Annotated in this window: 23 protein-coding genes; 11 read left to right on the plus strand and 12 right to left on the minus strand. The window is 61.7% G+C overall.

Annotated elements, in window-relative coordinates:
* Window positions 1-30: 30 nt before the first annotated feature.
* The 6 genes from ACE3QM_RS04020 to ACE3QM_RS04045 form a co-directional block, all read right to left on the minus strand.
* Window positions 31-1,950 (minus strand): SLBB domain-containing protein, encoded by a 1,920-nt coding sequence (locus ACE3QM_RS04020; RefSeq protein ID WP_374420407.1) that lies wholly within the window; start codon window positions 1,948-1,950, stop codon window positions 31-33.
* Between the two features lie 28 nt (window positions 1,951-1,978).
* The gene (locus tag ACE3QM_RS04025) at window positions 1,979-4,831 is read right to left on the minus strand and encodes a YjbH domain-containing protein (RefSeq protein ID WP_374420409.1); all 2,853 of its coding nucleotides are present in this window, start codon (window positions 4,829-4,831) and stop codon (window positions 1,979-1,981) included.
* A gap of 187 nt (window positions 4,832-5,018) precedes the next feature.
* Window positions 5,019-5,288 carry a hypothetical protein gene (locus ACE3QM_RS04030; RefSeq protein ID WP_081554603.1) on the minus strand — a complete coding sequence of 90 codons (270 nt, stop codon included), beginning with the start codon at window positions 5,286-5,288 and terminating at the stop codon, window positions 5,019-5,021.
* A 136-nt stretch (window positions 5,289-5,424) separates the two neighbouring features.
* The gene (thrB, locus tag ACE3QM_RS04035) at window positions 5,425-6,363 is read right to left on the minus strand and encodes a homoserine kinase (protein WP_374420412.1); all 939 of its coding nucleotides are present in this window, start codon (window positions 6,361-6,363) and stop codon (window positions 5,425-5,427) included.
* A gap of 11 nt (window positions 6,364-6,374) precedes the next feature.
* On the minus strand, window positions 6,375-6,701 hold the full coding sequence (locus ACE3QM_RS04040; protein ID WP_048409659.1) for a DUF2782 domain-containing protein: 327 nt from the start codon (window positions 6,699-6,701) through the stop codon (window positions 6,375-6,377).
* Between the two features lie 30 nt (window positions 6,702-6,731).
* Window positions 6,732-7,460 carry a TIGR00730 family Rossman fold protein gene (locus ACE3QM_RS04045; RefSeq protein ID WP_019101898.1) on the minus strand — a complete coding sequence of 243 codons (729 nt, stop codon included), beginning with the start codon at window positions 7,458-7,460 and terminating at the stop codon, window positions 6,732-6,734.
* A gap of 15 nt (window positions 7,461-7,475) precedes the next feature.
* On the opposite strand from ACE3QM_RS04045, the gene polA reads away from it, so the two are divergent.
* The 6 genes from polA to ACE3QM_RS04075 all read left to right on the plus strand — a co-directional run bounded on the left by polA (window position 7,476) and on the right by ACE3QM_RS04075 (window position 13,327).
* Window positions 7,476-10,244, plus strand: coding sequence for a DNA polymerase I (gene polA, locus ACE3QM_RS04050; protein WP_374420415.1), 2,769 nt, complete (start codon window positions 7,476-7,478; stop codon window positions 10,242-10,244).
* A gap of 172 nt (window positions 10,245-10,416) precedes the next feature.
* Window positions 10,417-10,953: a GspH/FimT family pseudopilin gene (locus tag ACE3QM_RS04055; RefSeq protein ID WP_374420417.1), complete on the plus strand. Its 537-nt coding sequence runs from the start codon at window positions 10,417-10,419 to the stop codon at window positions 10,951-10,953.
* Window positions 10,937-11,374, plus strand: coding sequence for a hypothetical protein (locus ACE3QM_RS04060; RefSeq protein WP_231461490.1), 438 nt, complete (start codon window positions 10,937-10,939; stop codon window positions 11,372-11,374). Before ACE3QM_RS04055 ends, ACE3QM_RS04060 begins: the two co-directional genes overlap by 17 nt.
* Before the next feature lie 2 nt (window positions 11,375-11,376).
* Window positions 11,377-12,219 (plus strand): prepilin-type N-terminal cleavage/methylation domain-containing protein, encoded by an 843-nt coding sequence (locus ACE3QM_RS04065; protein WP_374420420.1) that lies wholly within the window; start codon window positions 11,377-11,379, stop codon window positions 12,217-12,219.
* On the plus strand, window positions 12,216-12,902 hold the full coding sequence (locus ACE3QM_RS04070) for a hypothetical protein (protein ID WP_374420422.1): 687 nt from the start codon (window positions 12,216-12,218) through the stop codon (window positions 12,900-12,902). The genes ACE3QM_RS04065 and ACE3QM_RS04070 overlap by 4 nt, the downstream gene beginning before the upstream one ends.
* A 14-nt stretch (window positions 12,903-12,916) precedes the next feature.
* The gene (locus tag ACE3QM_RS04075; protein ID WP_374420423.1) at window positions 12,917-13,327 is read left to right on the plus strand and encodes a type IV pilin protein; all 411 of its coding nucleotides are present in this window, start codon (window positions 12,917-12,919) and stop codon (window positions 13,325-13,327) included.
* A gap of 173 nt (window positions 13,328-13,500) precedes the next feature.
* Here ACE3QM_RS04075 and ACE3QM_RS04080 read toward each other — a convergent pair whose 3' ends face one another.
* The 4 genes from ACE3QM_RS04080 to ACE3QM_RS04095 are packed head-to-tail and all read right to left on the minus strand — an operon-like array spanning window position 13,501 to window position 16,918.
* On the minus strand, window positions 13,501-13,854 hold the full coding sequence (locus ACE3QM_RS04080) for an MliC family protein (protein ID WP_374420426.1): 354 nt from the start codon (window positions 13,852-13,854) through the stop codon (window positions 13,501-13,503).
* The gene (locus tag ACE3QM_RS04085) at window positions 13,851-15,119 is read right to left on the minus strand and encodes an AmpG family muropeptide MFS transporter (protein WP_374420428.1); all 1,269 of its coding nucleotides are present in this window, start codon (window positions 15,117-15,119) and stop codon (window positions 13,851-13,853) included. Before ACE3QM_RS04085 ends, ACE3QM_RS04080 begins: the two co-directional genes overlap by 4 nt.
* 54 nt (window positions 15,120-15,173) lie before the next feature.
* On the minus strand, window positions 15,174-15,779 hold the full coding sequence (gene metW / locus ACE3QM_RS04090; RefSeq protein WP_048409399.1) for a methionine biosynthesis protein MetW: 606 nt from the start codon (window positions 15,777-15,779) through the stop codon (window positions 15,174-15,176).
* Window positions 15,776-16,918, minus strand: coding sequence for a homoserine O-acetyltransferase (locus tag ACE3QM_RS04095; RefSeq protein ID WP_374420431.1), 1,143 nt, complete (start codon window positions 16,916-16,918; stop codon window positions 15,776-15,778). Before ACE3QM_RS04095 ends, metW begins: the two co-directional genes overlap by 4 nt.
* Window positions 16,919-17,067: 149 nt before the next feature.
* On the opposite strand from ACE3QM_RS04095, the gene ACE3QM_RS04100 reads away from it, so the two are divergent.
* The 5 genes from ACE3QM_RS04100 (at window position 17,068) to ybaK (ending at window position 20,578) form a co-directional block, all read left to right on the plus strand.
* Window positions 17,068-17,334 carry a hypothetical protein gene (locus ACE3QM_RS04100; RefSeq protein ID WP_231461497.1) on the plus strand — a complete coding sequence of 89 codons (267 nt, stop codon included), beginning with the start codon at window positions 17,068-17,070 and terminating at the stop codon, window positions 17,332-17,334.
* A gap of 89 nt (window positions 17,335-17,423) precedes the next feature.
* Window positions 17,424-18,359 carry a TIGR01212 family radical SAM protein gene (locus tag ACE3QM_RS04105; RefSeq protein WP_374420434.1) on the plus strand — a complete coding sequence of 312 codons (936 nt, stop codon included), beginning with the start codon at window positions 17,424-17,426 and terminating at the stop codon, window positions 18,357-18,359.
* A gap of 73 nt (window positions 18,360-18,432) precedes the next feature.
* A complete protein-coding gene (gene msrP, locus ACE3QM_RS04110) occupies window positions 18,433-19,350 on the plus strand; it encodes a protein-methionine-sulfoxide reductase catalytic subunit MsrP (protein WP_374420436.1) in 918 nt (305 codons plus the stop codon).
* Between the two features lie 10 nt (window positions 19,351-19,360).
* On the plus strand, window positions 19,361-19,990 hold the full coding sequence (locus ACE3QM_RS04115; protein ID WP_374420438.1) for a sulfite oxidase heme-binding subunit YedZ: 630 nt from the start codon (window positions 19,361-19,363) through the stop codon (window positions 19,988-19,990).
* A 105-nt stretch (window positions 19,991-20,095) separates the two neighbouring features.
* On the plus strand, window positions 20,096-20,578 hold the full coding sequence (gene ybaK / locus ACE3QM_RS04120; protein ID WP_374420441.1) for a Cys-tRNA(Pro) deacylase: 483 nt from the start codon (window positions 20,096-20,098) through the stop codon (window positions 20,576-20,578).
* On the opposite strand, the gene ACE3QM_RS04125 is transcribed toward ybaK, so the two are convergent.
* Together ACE3QM_RS04125 and ACE3QM_RS04130 are read right to left on the minus strand one after the other, a co-directional pair.
* A complete protein-coding gene (locus ACE3QM_RS04125; RefSeq protein ID WP_374420443.1) occupies window positions 20,562-21,323 on the minus strand; it encodes a substrate-binding periplasmic protein in 762 nt (253 codons plus the stop codon). The genes ybaK and ACE3QM_RS04125 overlap by 17 nt on opposite strands.
* Window positions 21,324-21,396: 73 nt before the next feature.
* Entirely contained in the window at window positions 21,397-22,755 is a 1,359-nt protein-coding gene (locus tag ACE3QM_RS04130) for a 4Fe-4S binding protein (protein ID WP_374420444.1), read from the minus strand.
* Window positions 22,756-22,782 lie beyond the last annotated feature (27 nt).

Here is a 22,782-nt window from a genome sequence, read left to right on the forward strand (position 1 = left end):
AATCAATTCCAGATGTTAGGGCGCGATCGCTTATTTCAGGACTTTAAGGCCGGCAGCACCCAAGCCGAACTGGTAAAGAATCGAGGTCCATTCTTTCAAGGACTGGGTCCAACTGCTGACGACGACTTCGTCAGGCACGACGATGGTGTCGCCTGGATTGATGCGTTTGCCGCCTAAGCTGGAGAACCAACCAGCGTTATTGTTGCTGGCTACGGTGCCATCCGCTCGCAGCACATAGGTTGCGGATTTATCGCCAGTCTGGGTAATGCCACCTGCAAGATCAAGGTAGTCCTTGACCGCGCGTTGTGGGCGATAGATGAAGGCATTGCTTTGATAGACCGCTCCCAATACATTGACGGTGCCGGGGCGGCGTGGAATGGTAACGGTGTCGCCATTCTGCAACGGCAGGTCTGGCAGATCCTTGACCTGGGCATCGGCTCCGCTGAGTTCCAACACGACTCGGCCTTCCGCCTTGATCGTACGCATTTTCTCGGCCAGCTTGCGCTGGCGCTCGACTTCGGCGGTGATGGCGGTGACATTGTCTTTGTCGGTTTGCTTGGAGAGCCTGGCTGCGGCGGTCTGTTCCAGTTCCTTCTCGAAACGAGAGGCGACTTCGTCCAGTTTGACTTGTTGTTCTTTGCGTATACTTTCGCGTTGCAAGGCGGTGGCAAAGATATAGCCATATTCGGTTGTGCCGCCCAGGCGCATGACCAGTTCGCGCAGCGTCTCGCCTTTTTGTAGCTGGAAAGTGCCGGTTTGTTTGGCTTCGCCTGTGACTCGAACAAACTCCGTTTCTTGGCGGACATCGACGGGTAGAGCGCTGGGAGAGAATACCCGGAAGATATCGCTGGCAGCTAGCTTGAGCTGTTTCAGCGCCGGGGCATTGATGTTGCTATTGTCTGGACTGGCTTGCCATTGCAATGTGAATTGATTGTCAGTATTTTTCTCCAGCCGCCATGCTTTGCCTTCTGCAGCGGACTCAAGGCCGCCAGCCCAACGCAACAAGTCTGCACTGCTTTCCCCTGCAGAGAATTCATAAACAGCGGGGTGTTTGACGTCGCCTAGCAGAGCGACTCGCTTATTGGCTGGGGCGATGTGAATGACGTCGCCATCACGGAGAGTCAAGTCAGTGGACTTGTCGCCATCGACCAGAATCTTGTACAGGTCGAGGGTACCGACTGCCTTGCCATCGCGCATCAGCTGGATATTGCGCATCGAACCATTATCGTTGGGGCCGCCGGAGGCAAACAGTGCGTTCAACAGCGTACTCATTCCACTCAAGGTGTAGCTGCCAGGCGCTTGGGCATTGCCGACCACATAGACTTGCACTGCGCGTGTTTGCAGCAGGCTGGCACTGAGTTCGAAATTATTGAAAACGCGGGAGACACTTTTCTTCAGCGTGTCTTGCAAATCCTTGAACTTGACGCCGGCGACTGCCACCGAACCGACACGGGGCAGGTAGACGGTGCCATTGCGTTCGACGGTCAAGGTCAAGTCTATATCGACCATGCCCCAACCCTTGACCTGGATTTGATCGCCCACCCCTATGACATAATCAGGATTGACCTGGGCCGCATCGGTTGGTGCAAAAGTCGATGGTGGATTGGTGAACAGATCACTACCAAAGATGGGTAAGGTCTTGCCGGTTGCTACCCGCACAAACTCAATAAATGGACTAAGTTCCTGCTCGTCTTGTTTGCGGAGCTTGGGAGGCCGCATTTGGTATGCTTGGCCAAAACGTGGTGTCTGATTCGGAAGAGGTTGCTGGTTGGCTATATTGGGCATGCCGAATGAAGAGTCGCTGTCATAGCCCTGCATCATCGTTTCCGAAAATCCTGTGGCGGCGGATTTACCATTTGGGGCTGCGTGGGCCGAGGCAGCACCGAGGGCGAAGATGCCCGCAAGCACGCGGATGGAAATGTCGCTTGAAATATTTTGTAAGATTTTCATTGCTTATAAGACCATATTCAATAGTGATTCAGTTTAATGATTTCGAAATTTGGATCCCGGCTTGATTAGGCCCAAGCATCAGCGAGGTGCGATATCGGGACTCATCTCGCTGCGCCTGCCATAGCCAGGCGCCGGAAGCATAGCCGAGCAGGCTGCCCGCGGTGACATCCGACAGCCAATGTTCCTTGCCGGCAACCCTGCCCAGTGCGCCGATTGCTGCCAAGCCATAGAGCCAAGGCTGGTCATACTCTTTGGCGAACGGAGTAACCGCTCCAAATAACGCAGCTGCATGATTGGAAGTGAAGCTGCTTTGGAAGCGGGCGGCATCGGCAGCCTGCTTCTGCCATGGACTATCGCTGCTGTCGGGCCGAGCTCGATTGACCAAACCTTTGAGTGCAATGCTACCGGCACTTGCTAGTGCAGCGGACTCGAGGGATATCAGGCCGGTATTGCTCAATCGCTCATCACCGAAGGCGAAAGCGCTGCCTGCCAGGCCGATCGCGGCGAGGGGAGCGGCATCGCCGATATGTTTCCAGCTACGCAGCAAGCGCAGGTTTTGACGTTTGCCGATGGCATCATTCATCGGCTTGTCTAGCACCATCGCCGCTAGGGTCAATCCGGCCGCAGTCGTCAAAGCAGTGGTTTTATCATCGAAACGGGAAAACTGCTGATGGCTATCCTCAAGACGCAAACGTATGGCCGGCCAAGGCTGGAAGGTTGGCAATGGCGGATTGACCGCCGGCAGATTCAGCTCGTCTGCACGTTCCGCAAAATTGCCGAGGCCATCATACATCTCTACATCATGGCGTGGGTCGCTGAGAATGTCGTAAAGGTCGCCAGGCGACATGACCATTTGACCGACGTCGCGGGTCCATGGTGACAGGGAAAAATTGCCGACAGCCTGAGTGTCCAAGGTCAGCATACTGTTCAGAGGAATGGAGATGAACAGGCCCTTGTCTTTATAAGGTGAGCTTGGTTTGCCAGGGGAGGTAATATCGTTGCCATCGGTGCTGGTATACCAAGCGCCGATCTCGATGCCAGAGTGAAAGCGTCGTTTCACTTCCAGGCGGGCGCCCATGTCCTTGGCCAGAAAACGCCCGGCACGGACGGTGGCGGTCACATTCATCGGCAAGCGGTAATGCAAGGCGGCGAGAGCCGTAACGGTTTGATAGTCGCGCTTGCCGAACCAGCCTTTGACATCCCGCTGTTGCAACGCATCGACTGACAGGTCCACTGCCCAGTGCCTAGTCTCCGGGAAGTACAAGACTTGGCCGCCTGCACCGCGGAACATCTCCTCATAAATGCCCGCGGAGGCGCGAGCATAGGTATTGGCGCCGAATGTCAGATATTGGTTTAGCAGCAGGCGATCGAGCTTGGGAGTATTCGTCTTTTTGTAATCTGCAACATCTGAACGCACATGGGGCAATAGGCTATTCGATGGCTGCTTAACGCCGGACACGGTATTGTATAGATTGGTGCTCAGGGCGCTGTTCAGATATAAGCCGCTACCAAGTCTCTTGGTGTAAGTAGCGGCGGCGGCAATTTCGTAGCGGAATGCTCCGCTGGGATCATTGAAATAAATGCCGGTTTTGGGAACGAGACGGAAGCGGTTAGCTTCATTGTCTTCCGCATTGACTTGGACAATGTCGCCGTCCTTGCCCGCCATGATCTCCAGGCTTATGCCATCTCGAATGGTAGAGGCCAGTTGCTCGGCCGAGCGTTCTGCCAGTTCAGCATCTCTGCCCGGCTTGACCGAGACGCTATCCAGAAAAGTTTGCCGATCGACTTTGCCCAGCAAGTAGTTGTTCAGTACCGTCAAGTTAAAGAAACTATAAGTGACGATAGGTTGCTCCAGTTTGGTATATACGACGCGGATATTACGTGTTTCTATCGGCGCAAAATAAAGGGCGGTGCGCACTGCGCGGCCAACGGCGCGGCCTACATTGGAAATACGACTATTGGTGAGCTCTAGCAGCAACTCGTCGCCTTGAACGCTAATGCGGATATTCTTGAAATCCTGGCGGCTGAGAGCCGACACCAAATGGTGCCCATAGCTGGTGTCACTTTGCCACTGTTTTAGAGTGGGGCGGAGCGGTACTTCCGGGCTGCCTGAGAAGTAGGCCGGCTCGGAGATTTTTGGCACAAACTCGCGTTCATTGAGGGGGATTTCAATGGATGCGTTTAGGCTAGTGTGAGTATTCTGTTTGGCTAGCTGTAGTCCTAGCCAACCCCATCGGTATTCTATGCCTGCAGCAGGGCCTTTTTTTCTCTGATGCGCAAAGGTGTCTGCGGCACGAAAATCTTTAGGGTAATTGTTGGCGTCGTATTCTGCGACTAATGACCAGTTAGGGTAACTCTGGGGAGTCCAGCGGGCCCCGCCAAAAGGGCCGTTGATGCGTTCCGAGGCGAAGCCAATTGAAGCCTCTAGATTAGGCAGAAAATGTTTGCTGGCAACAATGTAATTGCCTCGCCACAAGGCAGTGCCGAATATGTCTGTGCGTCCATAAGATACAGCGGGCCACTTTGAGGTTTCAGAAAATATCTGCCACTTGGTGTCTATGGCTTTGTCTTTATAGCTGCCATACCCTCCTCCGTATTGCTGGTCGTCAAATCCAGCAATGCCAGAAATGGAAATGTAGCGGCCAGAAATCTGTAGGAAAGGTAGAATGGTTGCCGAGGTCCAGAGAGTATCATAGGGCTTGTCTGCGCTGAAACCAAAGCTTAGGGAGCCATCGCGGCCAACATCAGCGGATGGCATATTGATATAGCCAAGCTGACCATTTAGACTTGGTTGAGCCAAAGTGTGTGGCGCGTAATAATATGCCCCACTAATTAAAACCCCTTTGATTATCCCGCTGCGCAAAGAAAGAGAAATTGACACAATATTTTGAATTATTTAAATTTTCTATGATGCTATGAGGGCGTACTTTTTCGGGGTGCCGCATAGCCCAAAATTTTAATAGGATAAAACATCAGGCAGCTATCTCTGCTTGTCGAAGATAAACTGCCTGATTAATACAGCTAAGTCCATATGGCCTAAGCGATAATCAGGCCAAATGGGTGAACTGTTAGTGATGAGTGGTCGCGGAGTGGCTAGTCGAGGAGTCACTGTTGCTCGAGACCGCTACGGCAGCTGCAACAGCTGCGCCGATAGCAGCAATAGTGCCAACGCTCAAACCTGCAATGCCTGCAGTGGTGCCGGCGGCGCCAGCGGCAGCTGCCGAGGTGGTTCCCGCGGCGCTAGAGCCTGCAGCGGAGGTGGCTGCGGCTTCTTCCGCAGCGAATACCGGGGCAGAAAGCACGCCAGCCAGAGCGATCAGCATAATTTTCTTCAACATGACAAAGTCCTTATATATTCGAAAAGTTGGGCACAAGAATATTTGCGAGATACTACAAGCTGCATCATAAGACAGTGCATTGGCTTTAGCAAAGTGAATGCTGTATGACGTGCGCTATTTCACGGCTTACTAGGGTTTATACCCAAAAGTGCAGGCGAGTCCTGTGCGAAACAAGTACAGCCTGAAAAACGCCAGGATCCTTGGTGTAAGTCATCTCACCGCTCATCGGAAAATACAGATCCTGCAGACGCGATACCCAGAAGCGCAGCGCCGCGGCGCGCAGCATCAGTGGCCAGGCTTTTTTCTCTTCCGCGGTGAGCTCGCGTTCCGACTGGTAACCGGAGAGCAGCGCGGCTGCGCGCTGGTCGTCGATGCTGTGGTCATCGTTGCGGGCCCAGTCGTTGACCGCGATGGCCAGGTCGTAGAGCAGCACGTCGTTGCAGGCATAGTAGAAGTCGATGAAGCCGGAGATGCGATCGCCGTCCAGCAGCACATTATCGCGGAACAGGTCGGCGTGGATCACGCCGGATGGTAGATGGTCAAAGCGATGGTTGTCCTGGAACAGCACCTCTTCGCGCAGCATGGCGGCATCTTCCGCGCGCATCCGGGAGTAAAGCTGGGGCGCGGTCGCGCTCCACCAGCGCGGACCGCGCGGATTGTCCATCTTGCCGGGGAAGGTGGCGCCGGCGATATGCATTTGCGCCAACATCTCGCCGACCGCGCGGCATTGGGCCGCGCTTGGACGTTCGACATCGGCGCCTTGCAGACAACTAACCAGGCAGGCTGGCTTGCCGGCCAGCATGGAGGAGAACTGATCGGTACTATCCGCCACCGGCGCCGGGCAGGCGACGCCGTGACGCGCCAGGTGACTCATCAGCGTCAGGTAATAGGGCAGTTCCTGTGGCTTCAGCGTTTCGAACAGCGTCAGCACATAGCGGCCATGCGTGGTGGTGACAAAGTAATTGGTATTGGTGATGCCGGAGGCAATGCCTTGCAAGTCCAGCAATTGGCCCAAGGTGTAGCGCTTGAGCCACTCCTGCATTTGGTCGTGGCCGACCGTGGTGTAAACCGACATGGCTTTCCTCGTCAGAACCGGATCAGCACCCAGCGTGGGATGATGATGCGGTTGGCGGGATCGATTTGCTTCATGGTGCCGGAGCCGTTGTCGTCCATCAGGTAGTAGGACACGCCATGCGACGGCGTCACCTTGACCATGTATAGATGGCCGTTGAGCCGGTATTCCTCGATCTTGTCCTCGCCCTTCTGGATGATGCGCACTTCCGGTTCCGCGGTGGCGGCGTTCTGCTCGCTGATGGCGGGCGGCGGCGGCACCGGGGTTTTGGCGGGAGGGGGCGTATCTGCCCAGGCGGCTGTCAGGGGCAGCAGGGCGAGGGCGGCGAGCAGGCGGCGCATGGCGTGGTCCTTGATTGTCATCAGTTTAGTTTAAAGGTGCAGCAGTTGTTCGCGCTCTTCTGGCAGAGCTTCAAAACCGCGGGTTTCGTAATGTTTGAAGATAGTTTCGACGATTTGCCGCGGGTCGTCGATCAATTGGATCAGATTCATGTCGTCGGGATTGATCATGCCTTCGCTGATCAGCCGGTCCTTAACCCAGTCCAGCAGGCCTTCCCAGAACTCGCGACAGCACAGGATGATGGGGATCTTGCGGCTCTTGCCGGTCTGGATCAGCGTCAGCGCCTCGAACATCTCATCCAGAGTGCCGAAGCCGCCGGGCATCACCACATAGGCGATCGCATGTTTGACGAACATGACCTTGCGGCTGAAGAAATGATTGAACTTGATGCTGAGGTCTTGGTATTCGTTGGGTTTCTGTTCATGCGGCAGCACGATATTCAACGCCACCGACGGGCTTCTGCCGTAGAATGCTCCCTTATTGGCGGCCTCCATGATGCCGGGGCCGCCGCCGGACACGACGGAGAAGCCTGAATCCGACAGCAGGCGCGCGACTTCTTCGGTCAATTTGTAATACTTGTGGTCGCGCGGCGTGCGCGCGCTGCCAAAGATGCTCACCGCCGGCATGATGCCTTGCAAGGCCTCGGCCGAATCGACAAACTCCGACATAATCTTCATCACATGCCAGGCTTCGCGGGAACGGAAACGCTGCATCATCGCGTGACGATCGCTGGTTTGCGGTAATTTATCGGACAAGCTCATATTCTGCCTCTTTTTATGAAAACACTGTTATTGATCGACGGCTCTTCTTATTTGTACCGCGCCTTTCACGCGATGCCCGATTTGCGTTCTCCGGATGGCCGCCCGGTGGGGGCTGTCTATGGCATGGTGAACATGCTCAGGCGGCTGGAGAAGGAAGTGCAGTTCGATTATAGCGCCTGCGTTTTCGACGCCAAAGGCAAGACGTTTCGCGACGACCTCTACCCCGAATACAAGGCCAATCGCCCGTCGATGCCGGAGGAACTCGCCTCCCAGATTACGGCGGTAAACGAGGTGGTGCAAGCATCGGGCTGGCCGATGCTGGTGGTGCCCGGGGTGGAGGCCGACGATGTGATCGGCACGCTGGCGCGGGCCGGCGCGGCCGCCGGCATGCGGGTGATCATTTCCACCGGCGACAAGGACATGGCGCAGCTGGTGAACGAGCTGGTGTCCATCGTCAACACCATGACCAATGAAACCTTCGACCGCGACGGGGTCAAGGACAAGTTCGGCGTGCCGCCGGAATTGATCGTCGACTACCTGACCCTGATCGGCGACAAGGTGGACAATGTGCCGGGCGTCGACAAGTGCGGCCCCAAGACCGCGGTCAAGTGGCTGGAGCAATACGGCAGCCTGGACGCCGTCATCGCCCAGGCCGCGGAAGTGAGCGGCAAGGTGGGTGAGAACCTACGCGCGGCGCTGGATTGGCTGCCCAAGGGCCGCGAACTGATCACCATCAAATGCGATGTGGACCTGAGCACCGACATGCCCTATGGCCTGGACAGCCTGCAGCATGGCGTCAAGGACAAGCCGCGGCTGGCCGAGCTCTACCAGGGCTTGGGCTTCCGCACCTTCTACCGCGAAGTGACCGAGGGCGAGGAAATGCCGGCGGTGGCGCAGACCGCGCCCGGCGTGCAGGGTGATGACTTGTTCGCCATCGAAGCCGCGCAACACAGCCCGGCCCTGCCGGAGGCGGTGGCGGAGCGACGCTATGAAACCATTTTGGAGCCCGCGCAGCTGGATGCCTGGCTGGTCAAGCTGGCGGCGGCGGAAGTGGTGTCGCTGGACACGGAAACCACCAGCCTGGATCAGATGCAGGCGCGCATCATCGGCGTCAGCTTCTCGGTGCGCTCCGGCGAAGCCGCCTATCTGCCGCTAGGCCATCACTATGCCGGCGCGCCCGAGCAGCTGGACCTGGAGCAGTGCCTGGCCAAGCTCAAGCCCTGGCTGGAAGACGCCGCCAAGAAAAAGTGTGGCCAGAACCTGAAGTATGATCGTCATGTGTTCGCCAACCACGGCATCCGGCTGGCCGGCGTGGTCGATGATTCCCTGCTGGCGTCCTATGTGGTGGAAAGCCATGAGCGCCACAATATGGACGATTTGGCGCGCCGCCACCTGGGTGAAACCACGGTCAGTTACGAGGAAATCTGCGGCAAGGGCGCCAAACAGATCGGTTTTGGCGAGGTGGACGTGGATACCGCGTCCAATTATGCGGCGGAGGATGCCGATATCACCTTGCGCCTGAACCAATACTTCGCCGGCCAGTTGAGCGGTCGCTTGCGCGAGGTCTACCGCGACATCGAACTGCCGGTGGCTGAAGTATTGTTCGCGATGGAACGCAACGGGGTATTGATAGACCGCGACAGGCTGATGGCGCAGAGCCATCAATTGGGCACCGAGATGCTGCGCCTGGAAAGCGAGGCTTACGAACTGGCCGGCCAGCCGTTCAACCTGAATTCTCCCAAGCAATTGCAGGAAATCCTGTTTGGCAAGCTGGGTATTCCCACCAAGGGCGTGAAGAAAACGCCTTCCGGCGGCTATTCCACCGATGAATCGGTGCTGGAGGCGCTGGCGCTGGATTATCCGTTGCCCAAGTGCATCCTGCAGTACCGCGGCCTGGCCAAGCTCAAGTCCACCTATACCGACAAGTTGCCGCAGCTGATCAATGCCGATACCGGCCGCGTGCACACCAATTACGCGCAGGCGGTGGCAATCACCGGCCGGCTGGCCAGCTCCGATCCCAATCTGCAGAACATCCCGGTGCGCACGCCGGAAGGCCGCCGCGTGCGCGAGGCCTTCATCGCGCCGCCGGGGCATGTGATCGTCAGCGCCGACTACTCGCAGATTGAACTGCGCATCATGGCGCATCTGTCCGACGACGCCGGCATGCTGCAAGCCTTCGCCAGCGGCGAGGACATTCACCGCGCCACCGCCGCCGAGGTGTTTGGCGTGGCGCTGGACCAGGTTAGCGCCGATCAGCGCCGCGCCGCCAAGGCGATCAACTTCGGCCTGATCTACGGCATGAGCGCGTTTGGTCTGGCCGCGCAGCTGGATATAGAACGCAGCGCCGCCCAGCAATACATAGATCGTTACTTCATGCGCTATCCCGGCGTGGCCGAGTATATGCAGACCACGCGCGAAACCGCGCGGGAGCAAGGCTATGTCGAAACCGTGTTCGGCCGCCGGCTATACCTGCCGGAGATCAAGCTGTCCAATCCGGCGCGTCGCGCCGGTGCCGAGCGCGCGGCGATCAACGCGCCGATGCAGGGCACGGCGGCGGACCTGATCAAGCTGGCGATGATCGCGACGCAGGACTGGCTGCAGCGCGAAGCCCTGGGCAGCAAGCTGATCATGCAGGTGCATGACGAACTGGTGCTGGAAGTGCCGGCAGCCGAGCTGGAGCAGGTCAAACGCCGCCTGCCCGAAATCATGGCCGGCGTGGCCAGGCTCAAGGTGCCGCTGCTGGCGGAAGTGGGCGCCGGAGATAGTTGGGAAGCCGCGCACTGAGTCGTCGCGCTCATCTGACGCAAGCCAGCCTCCGGGCTGGCTTTTTTATTGGCCGCCGGCCCGCCTGGCCTTAATGCCTGGCGTAGCGCGGGCGAACGGGGACAAGATCGATTTCATCGTCGCCGCTTGGTGAATATATTAGCCATATTCCAGCCCAGGCGGAGATTCTGCCATGCGCAGCCAGAGCGGTTTCACCCTGATCGAAGCGATGACGGCGCTGGCCGTCATGCTGCTGTGCCTGGCCTTGGCCGCTCCGGGGCTGAGCCGCTTTTTGCTGGCGCAGCAACTGCGCAGCCATGCGCAGGCAGTGGCCGGCGTGCTGCATTATGCTCGCGGCGAGGCCTTGCGCGGCAACCGCCCGGTCTATCTATGCGCGGCCAATCTGAAACGGAATCTGCAATTGCAAGGCTGTGCCCGGCAGCGGCAAGTCTGGGACGCCGGCATCCTCGCGTATGCGGATGGAGGGGGTGGCGGCACGGGCGCCTACGATAGTCAGGAGCGCTTGCATTTGCTGGTGTTCGCGGCGGGCAAGCTGCGGATGCGGGTAGGGCGGGATCAATTGCAATTCATGGCCAATGGTCGGCTGGAACGCGGCCAGGGCGTGCGCCTGCTGCTGGAGAGCCCGCTTTCCGGCCAGTGTCTGACGTTGACGGTCAGCGGTCATGGCCGGCCGGACATAGGCGAGGTCCGCGGTGATTGCCCGGCATAAATCCGCGTCCGGCGGCGCTCTGCTGGAAACCATGCTGGCCTTGTTCGTGCTCATGGTGGCGATGCTGGCGCTGTCTTCGGTGCAACTGCGGGCCTTGCTGCAGGGCCGCGACGCGCTGCTGCGGGCGGAAGTGATCGCGGAGGCGCTGGCGCTGGGCGAGGCCGCCTTGCTGTGGCCAGAGCCGGACGCCGCGGCGCAGCGGGTGGAGGATTGGGAGCGCGGGCAGCAGCGGTTGGCGCAGCTGGCGGGAGACGGACTGCTCGAGGCCCGCTTGTGCCGTGGCGCGGCGGATGACTTGACTGGCCGCTGCGCGCAGCTGGGGACCGGCTCCTTTTTGTCGCTGGCCTGGCGCGGTGCGGCCGCCGGGGAGGGCGCCGCTCGTTTCGAGTACCGCTACGCCTTGGTCATGGAGGCTCCCTAGCCATGGTGCCCGCTGTGCGTCCTCGGGGCTTCTCCCTGGTGGAGATGATGGTGGCGCTGAGTCTTGGGCTGCTGGTGCTGGCCTTGGCCTTGCAGGGCGCGTTGACGATGCAGAACAGCCTGTACGCGATAGAGCGCCGGCTGCGCCTGCACCAGGATGGGCAGTTCGCGTTGCTGCAATTGGCCGATAGCTGGCGCAAGCATGGCCGCTTCGCCTGTGCGCAACTGGGCTCGTCGCCCGGAGCCGGATTTGACACGTCGGAAGGCATGCGCTTTCGCTACGGGGTCAGGCCCGCGGTAGTGACACGGAGGGAAGGCGGGGCCGTCATCCGTTGGTCGGGCAGCGCGGATTTGGCGGAGGCGGCGCTGGCCAGTTGCGCCAGCCTGCGCATTGTGCGGCGCGGGGACGGCGCTTGGCAGTGGCGGCGGGAATCCGGAGACCAACTGCTGATCTTGCCGGGGAGCGCGGAGGAGTCTTGGCCTGATGCCGACCCCGCGTCGCTGGAGGCCATGGCCATAAAATGGCAGCGTTATTTCCTTCGCCAGAACGGCAACGACAGCATGCTGTGGTTGGAGCAAGGCCTGCCCGGTCAGGCGACGGAGGCGCCGCAGCTGTTGGCGGCAGGGGTGACCGCGCTGCGGCAGCGCTTCGGCGTGCGCAGCGCTTGCCGGCCGCTGACACTGAAATGGCGGGAGCAGGCCGGCCAATTGAGCACGGAGGATTGGCGACGCCTGTTGCGGGTGGAACTGACGCTGGAAATGCGCTTGGGCCAGGAGCGTTGGGCATGGAGCACGATGGTGGCGTTGACGCCGGCCCTGCCGTGCGCTCTGGAGCCGGGAGAATGAAGGCCAGGCCATGCGGCGCGGTATTGTGGCTTATTCTGCCGCTGCTCAGCCTGCTGACGGTGCTGGCAGTGGGCGCCGCGCGCTCGCTGGCGGTGGAGCAGCGCGCCACGCGCAACCTGGCCGAACAGCGGGCTTTGTGGCTGGCGGCGATGCAAGCCTTGCAGGCGGCGGAGCGACGGGTATTGGCGTTGAACGCGTATTTCGACGGTGAGTTGGCGAACGGGCGCGGCAAGCCCTGGCAGGGAGATGGCCGTGCGCCGGGCTGGTTCATGCCGGATTGTCTGTCCGCCGGCGGCGGTCTTGGGGACGGCTTGTGCGCAACGGCCCCCGCGTTGTGGCGGCGCAGCGCGGTGGTGCAGGGAAGGCGCTGGCCGCTGTTGCACCCCTGCGGGGCCAGCCGCTCTTTGGCTGCGGAAAACGGGCGCGTGGCTGGCGTCTGTGTCCCGCCGCGACCGCGCGCCGGTCAGCCGTGGAGCGCGCCGCGTTATCTGGTCGAGTTGTTGAATCCGGCGTTCCGCCCCGCCGACGGCGCCAGCGGTCGTCTGTACCGGATCAGCTTGCGAGTCTGGGGGGACAACGAGGGTAGAGCGTTGACACTGCAAAGCTGGTTCTGGGCTGGCGTCGGCGCGCGGGCACAGCAGGGCGGGCGTTTGAACTGGCGGCAGGCGGAGGAGGAGGAATGAGGACTGCGCGGGGGATGACGCTCTTGGAGTTGTTGATGGCGCTGGCGCTGGCGGCAATCTTGGCTGGCATGGCCTGGCCGGCGTATCAGCAGCAGATGTTGCGCGCGCAATTGGCGGAAGCGCGCGCCGCCTTGCTGGAAAACTTGCACTTCGTCCAACGCTGGCGGCTGGAGAGCCGTCTGCGGCAAGCGGAATGGCCGGGCTTGCCGCGGCAGGGCACTCGTGATTTCGACATTCAGCTCGGCAGCGCAAGCCCGGGCACGGATAGCGCAGGGCAAGCGAGTTTCCGTTTGCTGGCCCGGCCCAAGACCGGGCATCGTCTGGCTGGGCGCCTGTTGTTGAGTGTGGATCAGGATGGCAATCTGTTGCAATGCGGGCCGGACGAGGGGGCCGTCCCAGCGCCATGCCGCGCCTGGGGAGATTGAACTTGGGATATGACCGCGTCCGGCTTGCCTCTTAGAACCTGTTTACGATCTGCTGCGCGTCGGCGATACGGCGTTGAAAACCAGCTCAAAATGCTCATGTACCACTTGTACATTCCGCTTTTTCGCTCGTTTTCGCCTTGTCTCGCTCTTGCTCGCGAGATCGTAAACAGGTTCTAAGAACCCGACGCTGGCAGCTGCATCTCGCGGCAGTCTTGAGCCAACACCCGACCGCCGCGGGTGGTCAGCCGCGCCTGCTCATCCCGCAGTGACCAGATCAGCTGCTGGCTGACGTAACGCTCGCCCTGCGCGACCTTGGCCGGCGTCAGCCGGTAGTGATGGTTGTTCCAGTTCAGGCGTATGGCGGCGGAGCTGTCCTGCTCCGGCTTCGGGTATTCGACCACCACCATCTTGCTGCCGTTGCAGCGGTATTTGATGGTGTGCATGACTTCGCCGACGGGCTCCGCAACGGCTGCCATGGCCGTTCCCAGCAGCGCGGTGCCCAGCAGCGCCGGTTTCCATGCCTTCATGCTCCCTCCTTTTCCCTCCATGGGGCGACTTTCAGCAACAACACCATGCCGGGCAGCGCCAGCGCGGTGCACAGCAGGAAAAAACTGGTCCAGCCTATGCTGTCGACGATATAGCCGGTGGCGGCGTTGGCCAGGGTGCGCGGCACCGCCGCCAGGCTGGTGAACAGCGCGAACTGGGTGGCGGTATAGGCCGGGTGAGTGCTTTTGGCGATGAAGGCGACGAAGGCGGCGGTGCCAAGACCCACGCCCAGCGCCTCGAAGCCGATGACCACGGCCAGCATGCTCAGCTCATGCGCGCCGATGGCGGAGAAGCGGCCATAGCTGGCCAGCCAGGCGAAGCCGAGGATGGACAGTACTTGCACCACGCCGAAGGCCCACAACGCGCGGTTGATGCCCAGCTTGATCATCCACAGGCCGCCGAGCAGGCCGCCTATCACCGCCGGCCACAGCGCCGCGTGCTTGGCCACCAGGCCGATCTGGGATTTGGCGTAGCCCATGTCCAGGTAGAACGGAGTGGCCAGCGAGGTGGCCATGCTGTCGCCCAGCTTGTACAGAAAGATGAAGCCCAGAATCCAGGCCGCGCCCTGCCAGCCCTGGCGGGTGATGAATTCATGGAAGGGTTCGACCACGGCTTCGCGCAGGGTCTTGGGCGCCTGGCCGGCGAGCTTGGGCTCGCTGACTCGCAGCGTCATCAACAGGCCGGGAATCATGAACAGCGCGGTGATCAGGAAGACCTGGTCCCAGGGGATGTGATCGGCGAGGATCAGCGACAGCGAGCCCGGAACCAGGCCGGCCAAGCGGTAGGCGTTGATGTGCACGGTATTGCCCAGGCCCAGTTCGCTGTCGCTGAGGATCTCGCGGCGGTAGGCGTCGAGCACGATGTCCTGGCTGGCGGAGAAGAAGGCCACGCCCACCGCCAGCGCGGCGATGCTCCAGATGTGCTGGGCCGGGTTGAACAGGCCGAAGCCGGCCATGGTCGCGATCAGCGCTAACTGGGTCAAGAGCATCCAACCGCGGCGGCGGCCCAGCAGCGGCGGCACATAGCGATCCATCAGCGGCGACCACAGGAATTTCCAGGTGTAGGGCAGGCCGATCAGCGCGAACAGGCCTATGGCCTTGAGGTCCACGCCTTCGCTGCGCAGCCAGGCCGGCAGCAGATTGATCAGGGTGTACAGCGGAAGACCGGAGGCGAAACCGGTGAAGACGCAAATCAGCATGGTGCGCGAAAAGACGTCGCGCCGCCAATCGATGGTTGTATTGCTCATGGGCAGGCTATGTTTCTACGGATCGCGCGGCGGGGCCGCCCCCGCCGCTTGTTGTTATTGGCGCGCCACCCGGTAGAAGGCCAGGCTGCCGCGCAGATTGGGCATGAAAGTCACCCGTTTGACCCCGTTCATCACCACGCGTTCCAGCACGCGCAGCCGATTCTTGGCGCACAGCGCCTCGAAGTCGCCGAGCATGCACCAGTGGATATTGGGCGTATCGTACCACTGGTAGGGAATGGTGTCGGACACCGGCATATGGCCTTGCAGGATCTGCCAGCGGTTTTCCCAGTAGCCGAAGTTGGGAAAGGTGACGATGGCTTCGCGGCCGACGCGCAGCATTTCATTCAGGATCTGCTCGGTTTCGCGCATCGCCTGTATGGTTTGCGACAGCACCACGTGGTCGAAGGCGCCGCTGTCGAATTCGGCCAGGCCGGTTTCCAGGTCGCCCTGCAGCACATTGACGCCGGAGGTCACGCATTTGACCACATTGCCCACATCCAGATCGACGCCGTAGCCGGTGGTGTTCTTGTTGCCCTGCAGCCAGGATAGCAGCGCGCCGTCGCCGCAGCCCAGGTCCAGCACCCGGCTGTCGGGGGCGATCCAGTCGGCGATCAATTGCAGGTCGGCGCGCAGCGGCGCCGTGGTTTGCGGGGTGTTCATGCTCGCACCTCCCGCGCCACGCGGTCGAGGTAGGCGCGCATCAGTTGGACATAGGGCTCGTCGGTCATCAGGAAGGCGTCATGGCCATGGGCGGATTCTATTTCGGCATAAGCAACCGGCCGGTTGGCGGCCACTAGCGCCTTGACGGTTTCGCGTGAGCGCTCCGGCGAAAAGCGCCAGTCGCTGGTGAAGCTGGCCACCAGGAATTGGGCGCTGGCCTTTTTCAGCGCGGCAACCAGGTCGCCGCCAAAACTCTTGGCCGGATCGAAGTAATCCAGCGCCTTGGTCATCAGCAAATAGGTGTTGGCGTCGAAGGCGTCGGAGAATTTGTCGCCCTGGTAGCGCAGATAGGATTCGATCTCGAATTCCACGTCATAGCCGAAGCGATAGTCGCCGGAGCGCAGCATGCGGCCGAATTTCTCGCCCATGCCGTCGTCGGACAGATAGGTGATGTGGCCGAGCATGCGCGCCAGCCGCAGGCCGCGCCGCGGCAGCACGTCGTGGGCATAGAAGTCGCCGCCATGGAATTCGGGATCGGTGATGATGGCCTGGCGCGCCACGTCGTTGAAGGCGATGTTCTGCGCCGACAGCTTGGGCGCGGAGGCGATCACCAGCGCGTGAGCGATGCGATCCGGGTAGTCTATGCTCCACTGCAAGGCCTGCATGCCGCCCAGGCTGCCGCCTATCACCGCCGCCCAGCGTTCCACGCCCAGCCGGTCCGCCAGCCGCGCCTGGCTGGCGACCCAGTCGGACACGGTGACGACGGGAAAGGCGGAGCCCCAGGGCTGGCCGGTGGCCGGATTGATGCTGGACGGGCCGGTGCTGCCGTGACAGCCGCCCAGATTATTGACGCCGACCACGAAGAAGCGGCGGGTGTCTATGGGCTTGCCGGGGCCGACCATATTGTCCCACCAGCCGGCGGCCTTATCGTCCGCCTGGTGGCGGCCGGCCACGTGGTGATGGCCGGACAGCGCGTGACAGATCAGGATGGCGTTGCTTTTGGCGGCGTTGAGTTCGCCATAGGTTTCGAAGCGCAGCTGGTAGTCATGCAGCGTGGCGCCACAGTTCAGCGGCAAGGGGGCATCGAAGACTGCGGTCTGGGCTGTGACGATGCCGATGGAGTCGTGAGGATCGGACATGGGGGTTGAGTGCCTCTATTGCTGTTTTCGACATGCGTCGGGCGCGCCGGCTGGGCCGCGCGTCGGACATGTCCGCTCCGCCGGCGGTCGGTCCATGCCGGCCATTCTCTGTCGCGGAGCCTCCTGTAGGCTACAGTCAGGACTTTAGCATGTCTTTCGCCGCCGGCGACAGCCGTCTTGCCAGCCAGGGCGGCGCGCTGGATAATCGGGCGACTTTCCTCCGTTGGCCCGCCATGTTCGGTCGTCTTTTCAAGTTTTTCGTGTTGTGCGGCGTCTTGCTGATGCTGGCGCGCTGGCTGCTCAACCGTCGTCAGCGGCAGAGCCTGCACGAGTTGTTCAGCACCTTGGCATTGGCCTTGCTGCTCAGCGCTGGCTTGTTTTCGGCGTTGTATCTATTGGGCTGGCATCGTTTGTGAGCCGCGCCCGCCGCGCCCATCCTTGATCCCGCTCAGCGCCGGCGGCGGCTCCGTTTGCTAGACTGCCCGGCTTTGGGCGTTGTTTGGCGATGGACCTGACCCGGCATCTGCATACCTTTGGTTATTATCTGAAACGCCGCTTCGGCGAGACCGTGCACAAATTATCGCTGGCTGGCGATTTCACCTGTCCCAACCGCGACGGCACGCTGGGGCGCGGTGGCTGCACGTTTTGCAATGTGCGCAGCTTCGGCCGCGATCCGGCGGCTTTGTCTATCAGCGAGCAACTGGCGCGGGAGAAGGAGAAGACCGATCGCGCGCGGCGCTACCTCGCCTATTTCCAGGCTTATACCAGCACTTATGCCGAAACCGAACTGCTGCGCCGCTTGTACGACGAGGCGCTGGCCGGCGCCGACGTGGCGGGGCTGTGCGTCGGCACTCGGCCGGACTGCGTGCCGGACGCCACCTTGGCCTTGCTGGCGGAATACCAGGACCAAGGCAGCGAAGTATGGCTGGAACTGGGCTTGCAAACCGCGCATGACCAGACTCAGGCCTTGATCCGGCGCGGCCATGGTCTGGCCGAATACCGTGACGCGGTGCGACGCGCGCATGGTCACGGGCTCAAGATCTGCACCCATCTGATCGCCGGCCTGCCCGGCGAGGATGCCGCCGCCGTCCATGCCTCCTTGGCCACGGTGCTGGACATCGGCGTCGAGGGGCTGAAGCTGCACCCACTGATGGTGGTGCGCGGCTCGCGGATGGCGGCGCAATACCGGCGCGGAGAAGTGATGCCGTGGAGCCTGGACGACTATGCCGAGGTGGCCGCCAGCCTGATCCGCCACACCCCAACGCAAGTGGTGTATCACCGGGTGTCGGCCACGGCGCAGGCGCCCACCTTGATCGCGCCGGATTGGTGCGGTCCGCGCTGGACCGCCTTGCAGGCGATAGGCCGGCTGCTGGCGCGGGACGGCGGCCAGGGTAGCGCGCTGGGACAATCTTGGCGGCCGGATACGGAACGGCTTGCGTAAATTATCCGCGTGGTCGATTGTCAGATTCAGGAGCCGCTCCCGACTCATGGGGGTAGAGACTGGAGACACCGCCATGCTGATCAAGAAACCCGCCGACATTCCCTCGTCGGACATCACGCCGGAAGGCGTGTACCTGAATCGCCGCCACTTCATGCTGGGCAGCGCCGGCCTGCTGCTGTCCACGGAGACGCTGGCGGCGCTGGCCACCAAGAAAAGCCCCTTGTCGACCTTGGCCGGAAATGACAAGGCCAATAGTCTGAAAGAGATTGCCGGCTACAATAATTTCTACGAGTTCGGCACCGACAAGGCCGACCCGGCGGCGAATGCCGGCGGCCTGAAAACCCGTCCCTGGAATGTGCTGGTGGACGGGGAGGTGGCCAAGCCGCGCAGCTTCGGTATTGAGCAATTGCTGAAAATGCCGCTGGAGGAGCGCATCTACCGGCTGCGCTGTGTCGAGGGCTGGAGCATGGTGATTCCGTGGGTGGGCTTTCCGCTGGCCAGCCTGCTCAAGCAGATGAATCCAACCTCGCGCGCCAAGTACGTGGCCTTCGAAACCCTACAGCGGCCGGCGGAAATGCCCGGCCAGCGCGGTCGGGTGCTTGACTGGCCCTATCGCGAGGGCCTGCGCATCGACGAAGCGATGCACCCGCTGACCATTCTGGCCGTCGGCTTGTACAACGATGTGCTGCCCAATCAGAACGGCGCGCCCATCCGCCTGGTGGTGCCGTGGAAATACGGCTTCAAGAGCATCAAGTCCATCGTGCGCATCCATTTGCAGGAAACCATGCCGGCCACCAGTTGGAATATGGCCAATGCGCGCGAGTACGGCTTCTATTCCAATGTGAACCCGGAAGTGGATCATCCGCGCTGGAGCCAGGCCAGCGAGCGCCGCATCGGCGAATTCTTCAAGCGCAAGACGCTGATGTTCAACGGCTATGCCGAGCAGGTGGCGGGCTTGTACCGCGGCCTGGATCTGCGCAAGAACTATTGATGGGGCGGAGATGACGACATTGCGCCTTAAATCCGTTTCCGCTCGTCCGGCTGATCGCGCGCTGGCCTGGTTCAAATGCCTGCTGTTCGTGGTCTGTCTGCTGCCGCTGGCGCGCGCCGCCTGGATCGTGCTGTCCGGCGAGGCGGTGAATCCGGTGGAATTCATTACCCGCTCCACCGGCACCTGGACCCTGGTCGGGCTGCTGGCGACGCTGGCGATGACGCCCTTGCGGCGCCTGGGCGCCGGCAACTGGCCGCTCAAGTGCCGGCGCATGCTGGGCTTGTTTGCCTTTTTCTACCTGAGCCTGCATTTCCTCACCTATTTGTGGCTGGACCAGTTCTTCGATTGGGCCGGCATCGTCAGGGACATCTACAAGCGGCCCTTCATCACCGTCGGCTTCGCCGCGCTCTTGCTGATGGCGCCGCTGGCACTGACCTCTACCCAGGGCTGGATGCGCCGGCTCAAGCGCAACTGGGGACGCTTGCACCGGCTGGTCTACCCGGTGGCGCTGCTGGCGGTCATCCATTACTGGTGGCTGGTGAAAAAGGACTTGAGCCAGCCCTTGATCTACGCGGCGGTGTTGGCTGTGCTGCTGGGGCTGCGGCTGTGGTGGCGGCTGCGCCGGCCCGGCGGCGCTTGAGCTGGGACAAATCCCCCCGCACTGGAGCGGCGGAGTGGCGGCTTGGGGTTTGCCAGCCGACGCTCAAACTTCTACAGTGGCGTTTTGTTTTTCACCGTGAAGATCATGTCCAAGGAGAAAGCCCCGGTCACTCAGGCGATCCGGGTATTGCGCGAGCATCAGGTCAGCTATAGCGAGCATCTGTACAAGTACGAGGAAAAGGGCGGCACCACGGTGTCGGCGCGGGAGTTGGGCGTGGATGAGCACTGCGTGATCAAGACCCTGATCATGGAGGACGAGAACAAGCGTCCCTTGATCGTGCTGATGCACGGCGACCGCGAAGTGGGCACCGGCATGCTGGCCAAGCAGATCGGCGTCAAGAAGGTCCATCCCTGCGATCCCAAGACCGCGGACAAGCACAGCGGCTACCAGGTGGGCGGCACCAGCCCTTTCGGCACCCGCCATCCGATGCCGGTGTATATGGAAGCCAGCATCGTCGAGCTGGAGCGCATCTACATCAACGGCGGCAAGCGCGGCTTTCTGATCGGCATGGACCCGAAAGAGGCGCAGCGGGTGCTGCGGCCGGTTCTGGTCAGCGCCGCGGCTTGAGTTCGGGAAAGTTGCGCTGGTAAATGGCTTGCAGGCTGCCGTCGGCCTGCATCGCTTGCAAGGTCTGATCGATTGCGCGCCGTAGTTTGGCGATGTCCGGATAGCTGCGTGAATACATCAGTCCCAGCGGCGTGGCCTTGTCCAGCGGCGTGGGAATGTAGGCGAATTCGCGCTCGTGTCCGGCGGCCTGGGTGCGGATCAGGAACAGCCCGCGTTCCAGCGTCAGCGGCGCCAGGTCCAGATGACCGGCGCGCAGCAGCCTAATCGCGTTTTCCTCGTCGTTGGTGTTCAGGGTGTTCAAGCGGGATTGCTTGAACAGCGGCTGGTACCAATAGCCCAGCTGCACGCCGATGCGGTAGGCGCGCAAGTCGGTCAGGCTGCGGAAGCCGTCGGGAGGGTTGGCGAGTCGGGGCTTGTAATAGAAGAAGTAGCTGCTGCTGTGGATCAGCGGCGGGGAAAAGTCGAAGTCGCGCTGGCGTTCCGGTGTCGGACGGTAAGGAAAAGCGGCAGCGGCGCGGCCGGCCTTGACCTCGGCCTCCGCGCGCGGCCAACTCATATAGTGAAAGCGCGCGTTATAGCCGGCGCGCCGGCAGGCTTGCCGCACCATGTCGGCGAATACGCCGTCGGCGGTGAAACTGCGCGACACATAGGGCGGCCACTCGCCGGTGGCGAAGTCTATCGCCGGCGCTTCCGCGCGCGCGGAAGCGGCCAGGCAATAGAGGATAAGCAGCAGCGGACGCCACATGGCGCGACTCCAGGATCAGGGTGGGAGCATGCTTTGTTATCGCACAGCGCCCACCCCGCCGCCAGCCGGGCGGCTACCACCACCAGAACATGAAGCCCCAGGCGGCATCCACCAGAGCCAGCGCCGCCAGCAAGGGAAGCAAGGCCAGCGCCTGGCGCCCGCCGCTGCTCCAGCGCGCGAGAATGGCACGCCCCAGCCACAGCGACCACAGATTGGCGCCGGCCAGCAAGGCCAGCCGCGCGTCGTTGGCCCAGAACATCGGCACCCCTTCCGCCTTCAGCAAGGTCACCGTCAGCGCCGACAGACCCAGGAACACGCCGCAGCCGGCCAGCGGGATCAGGCTCTGCGCCAGGTGGTGCAGGCGTTGCAGCCGCCAGGGGCCGGCGATGCGCACGCCGGCGGCCAGGCACAGCAGCAGGCCGCTGCCCAGCACCAGCGCGGTGGCCAGCACGTAGCTGATCAGCGCCGCGCCGTCCAGCCAGGAGAACACATCGTTATGCTGCGGGTAATGGGTCAGCAGCCACCACGGCGCCTCGGTGTCTAGCGGCCACAGGATGTCGTGGTCCACCAGCCATTCCGCCGCCGCCTGTTTCATGGCCACGAACCAGGGACTCATGGTCCAGTGGAAGGCGCCCATCGCCACGCCCAAGAGGCCGTAAACGATCAGCGCGGTCTGCCAGCCGTCGGCTTCCTTGGCTGCGACTTTGACCACTTCTTCGGTGGGCGAGCGCAGGCTCAGTTCGATGGCGTCGCGATGGCCGCTGCAACGGCCGCACATATGGCAGCCGCTGCCGCCTTGCATATGGCGCAGCGGTTGCAGCGGCGCGCAGTCCACCGCTTGAATCGGGATGGTTTTGTCCTGAGACGCCGCCTTCCAGGCGGCCTCGTCCACGCGGTAATACATCGGCGCCAGCTTGGACAGCAGGCCGAACACGCCGTTGACCGGGCACAGGTGGCGACACCAGGCGCGTTTGCCGCGGGTGTAGATGAAGCCGATGATCACCGCGGCCACGGTGGAGCCGCCCAGCACCAGCAGCGCCGCCTTGGGATATTGGTAGACGCTGACCAGTTGTCCGTAGATGGTGGTCAGCGCGAAGGCGACGAAGGGCCAGCCGCCCCAGCGCATCCAGCGCGGGATGGGCCGGCCCAGGCCTTTCTTGGCCGCCCATTCCGACAGCGCGCCTTCCGGGCACAACACGCCGCACCACAGCCGGCCGAACAACACCATGGACAAGAGCACGAAGGGCCACCAAATGCCCCAGAACACGAATTGGGCGAAGATGGTCAGATTGTTCCAGATCCGGGCGGTATCTCCGGGAAGGTCCAGGCAGGCTGGCACGATGAGCAGCGCGGCGTAGACTAGCACCACCCCCCATTGCAGCGCGCGCAGCAGGCCGGCGTGGTCGCGCAGCCACAGGCCGACGGCGGCCATGAATCCTGGGGCCGTCGGCTGACTACA

Source organism: Chromobacterium sp. (genome assembly GCF_041912965.1).
Lineage (GTDB): Bacteria > Pseudomonadota > Gammaproteobacteria > Burkholderiales > Chromobacteriaceae > Chromobacterium > Chromobacterium aquaticum.

Bases quoted from the DNA above. Each gene is read 5' to 3' on its own strand.
- ACE3QM_RS04075 (WP_374420423.1), top strand. From the start codon at position 12,917: ATGACGCTCTTGGAGTTGTTGATGGCGCTGGCGCTGGCGGCAATCTTG.
- ACE3QM_RS04105 (WP_374420434.1), top strand. From the start codon at position 17,424: ATGGACCTGACCCGGCATCTGCATACCTTTGGTTATTATCTGAAACGC.
- ACE3QM_RS04080 (WP_374420426.1), bottom strand. From the start codon at position 13,854: ATGAAGGCATGGAAACCGGCGCTGCTGGGCACCGCGCTGCTGGGAACG.
- ybaK (WP_374420441.1), top strand. From the start codon at position 20,096: ATGTCCAAGGAGAAAGCCCCGGTCACTCAGGCGATCCGGGTATTGCGC.
- msrP (WP_374420436.1), top strand. From the start codon at position 18,433: ATGCTGATCAAGAAACCCGCCGACATTCCCTCGTCGGACATCACGCCG.
- ACE3QM_RS04070 (WP_374420422.1), top strand. From the start codon at position 12,216: ATGAAGGCCAGGCCATGCGGCGCGGTATTGTGGCTTATTCTGCCGCTG.
- ACE3QM_RS04115 (WP_374420438.1), top strand. From the start codon at position 19,361: ATGACGACATTGCGCCTTAAATCCGTTTCCGCTCGTCCGGCTGATCGC.
- thrB (WP_374420412.1), bottom strand. From the start codon at position 6,363: ATGTCGGTTTACACCACGGTCGGCCACGACCAAATGCAGGAGTGGCTC.
- ACE3QM_RS04020 (WP_374420407.1), bottom strand. From the start codon at position 1,950: ATGAAAATCTTACAAAATATTTCAAGCGACATTTCCATCCGCGTGCTT.
- ACE3QM_RS04100 (WP_231461497.1), top strand. From the start codon at position 17,068: ATGTCTTTCGCCGCCGGCGACAGCCGTCTTGCCAGCCAGGGCGGCGCG.
- ACE3QM_RS04085 (WP_374420428.1), bottom strand. From the start codon at position 15,119: ATGAGCAATACAACCATCGATTGGCGGCGCGACGTCTTTTCGCGCACC.
- ACE3QM_RS04065 (WP_374420420.1), top strand. From the start codon at position 11,377: ATGGTGCCCGCTGTGCGTCCTCGGGGCTTCTCCCTGGTGGAGATGATG.
- ACE3QM_RS04055 (WP_374420417.1), top strand. From the start codon at position 10,417: ATGCGCAGCCAGAGCGGTTTCACCCTGATCGAAGCGATGACGGCGCTG.
- ACE3QM_RS04125 (WP_374420443.1), bottom strand. From the start codon at position 21,323: ATGTGGCGTCCGCTGCTGCTTATCCTCTATTGCCTGGCCGCTTCCGCG.
- metW (WP_048409399.1), bottom strand. From the start codon at position 15,779: ATGAACACCCCGCAAACCACGGCGCCGCTGCGCGCCGACCTGCAATTG.
- ACE3QM_RS04130 (WP_374420444.1), bottom strand. From the start codon at position 22,755: ATGGCCGCCGTCGGCCTGTGGCTGCGCGACCACGCCGGCCTGCTGCGC.
- ACE3QM_RS04030 (WP_081554603.1), bottom strand. From the start codon at position 5,288: ATGTTGAAGAAAATTATGCTGATCGCTCTGGCTGGCGTGCTTTCTGCC.
- polA (WP_374420415.1), top strand. From the start codon at position 7,476: ATGAAAACACTGTTATTGATCGACGGCTCTTCTTATTTGTACCGCGCC.
- ACE3QM_RS04045 (WP_019101898.1), bottom strand. From the start codon at position 7,460: ATGAGCTTGTCCGATAAATTACCGCAAACCAGCGATCGTCACGCGATG.
- ACE3QM_RS04095 (WP_374420431.1), bottom strand. From the start codon at position 16,918: ATGTCCGATCCTCACGACTCCATCGGCATCGTCACAGCCCAGACCGCA.
- ACE3QM_RS04040 (WP_048409659.1), bottom strand. From the start codon at position 6,701: ATGCGCCGCCTGCTCGCCGCCCTCGCCCTGCTGCCCCTGACAGCCGCC.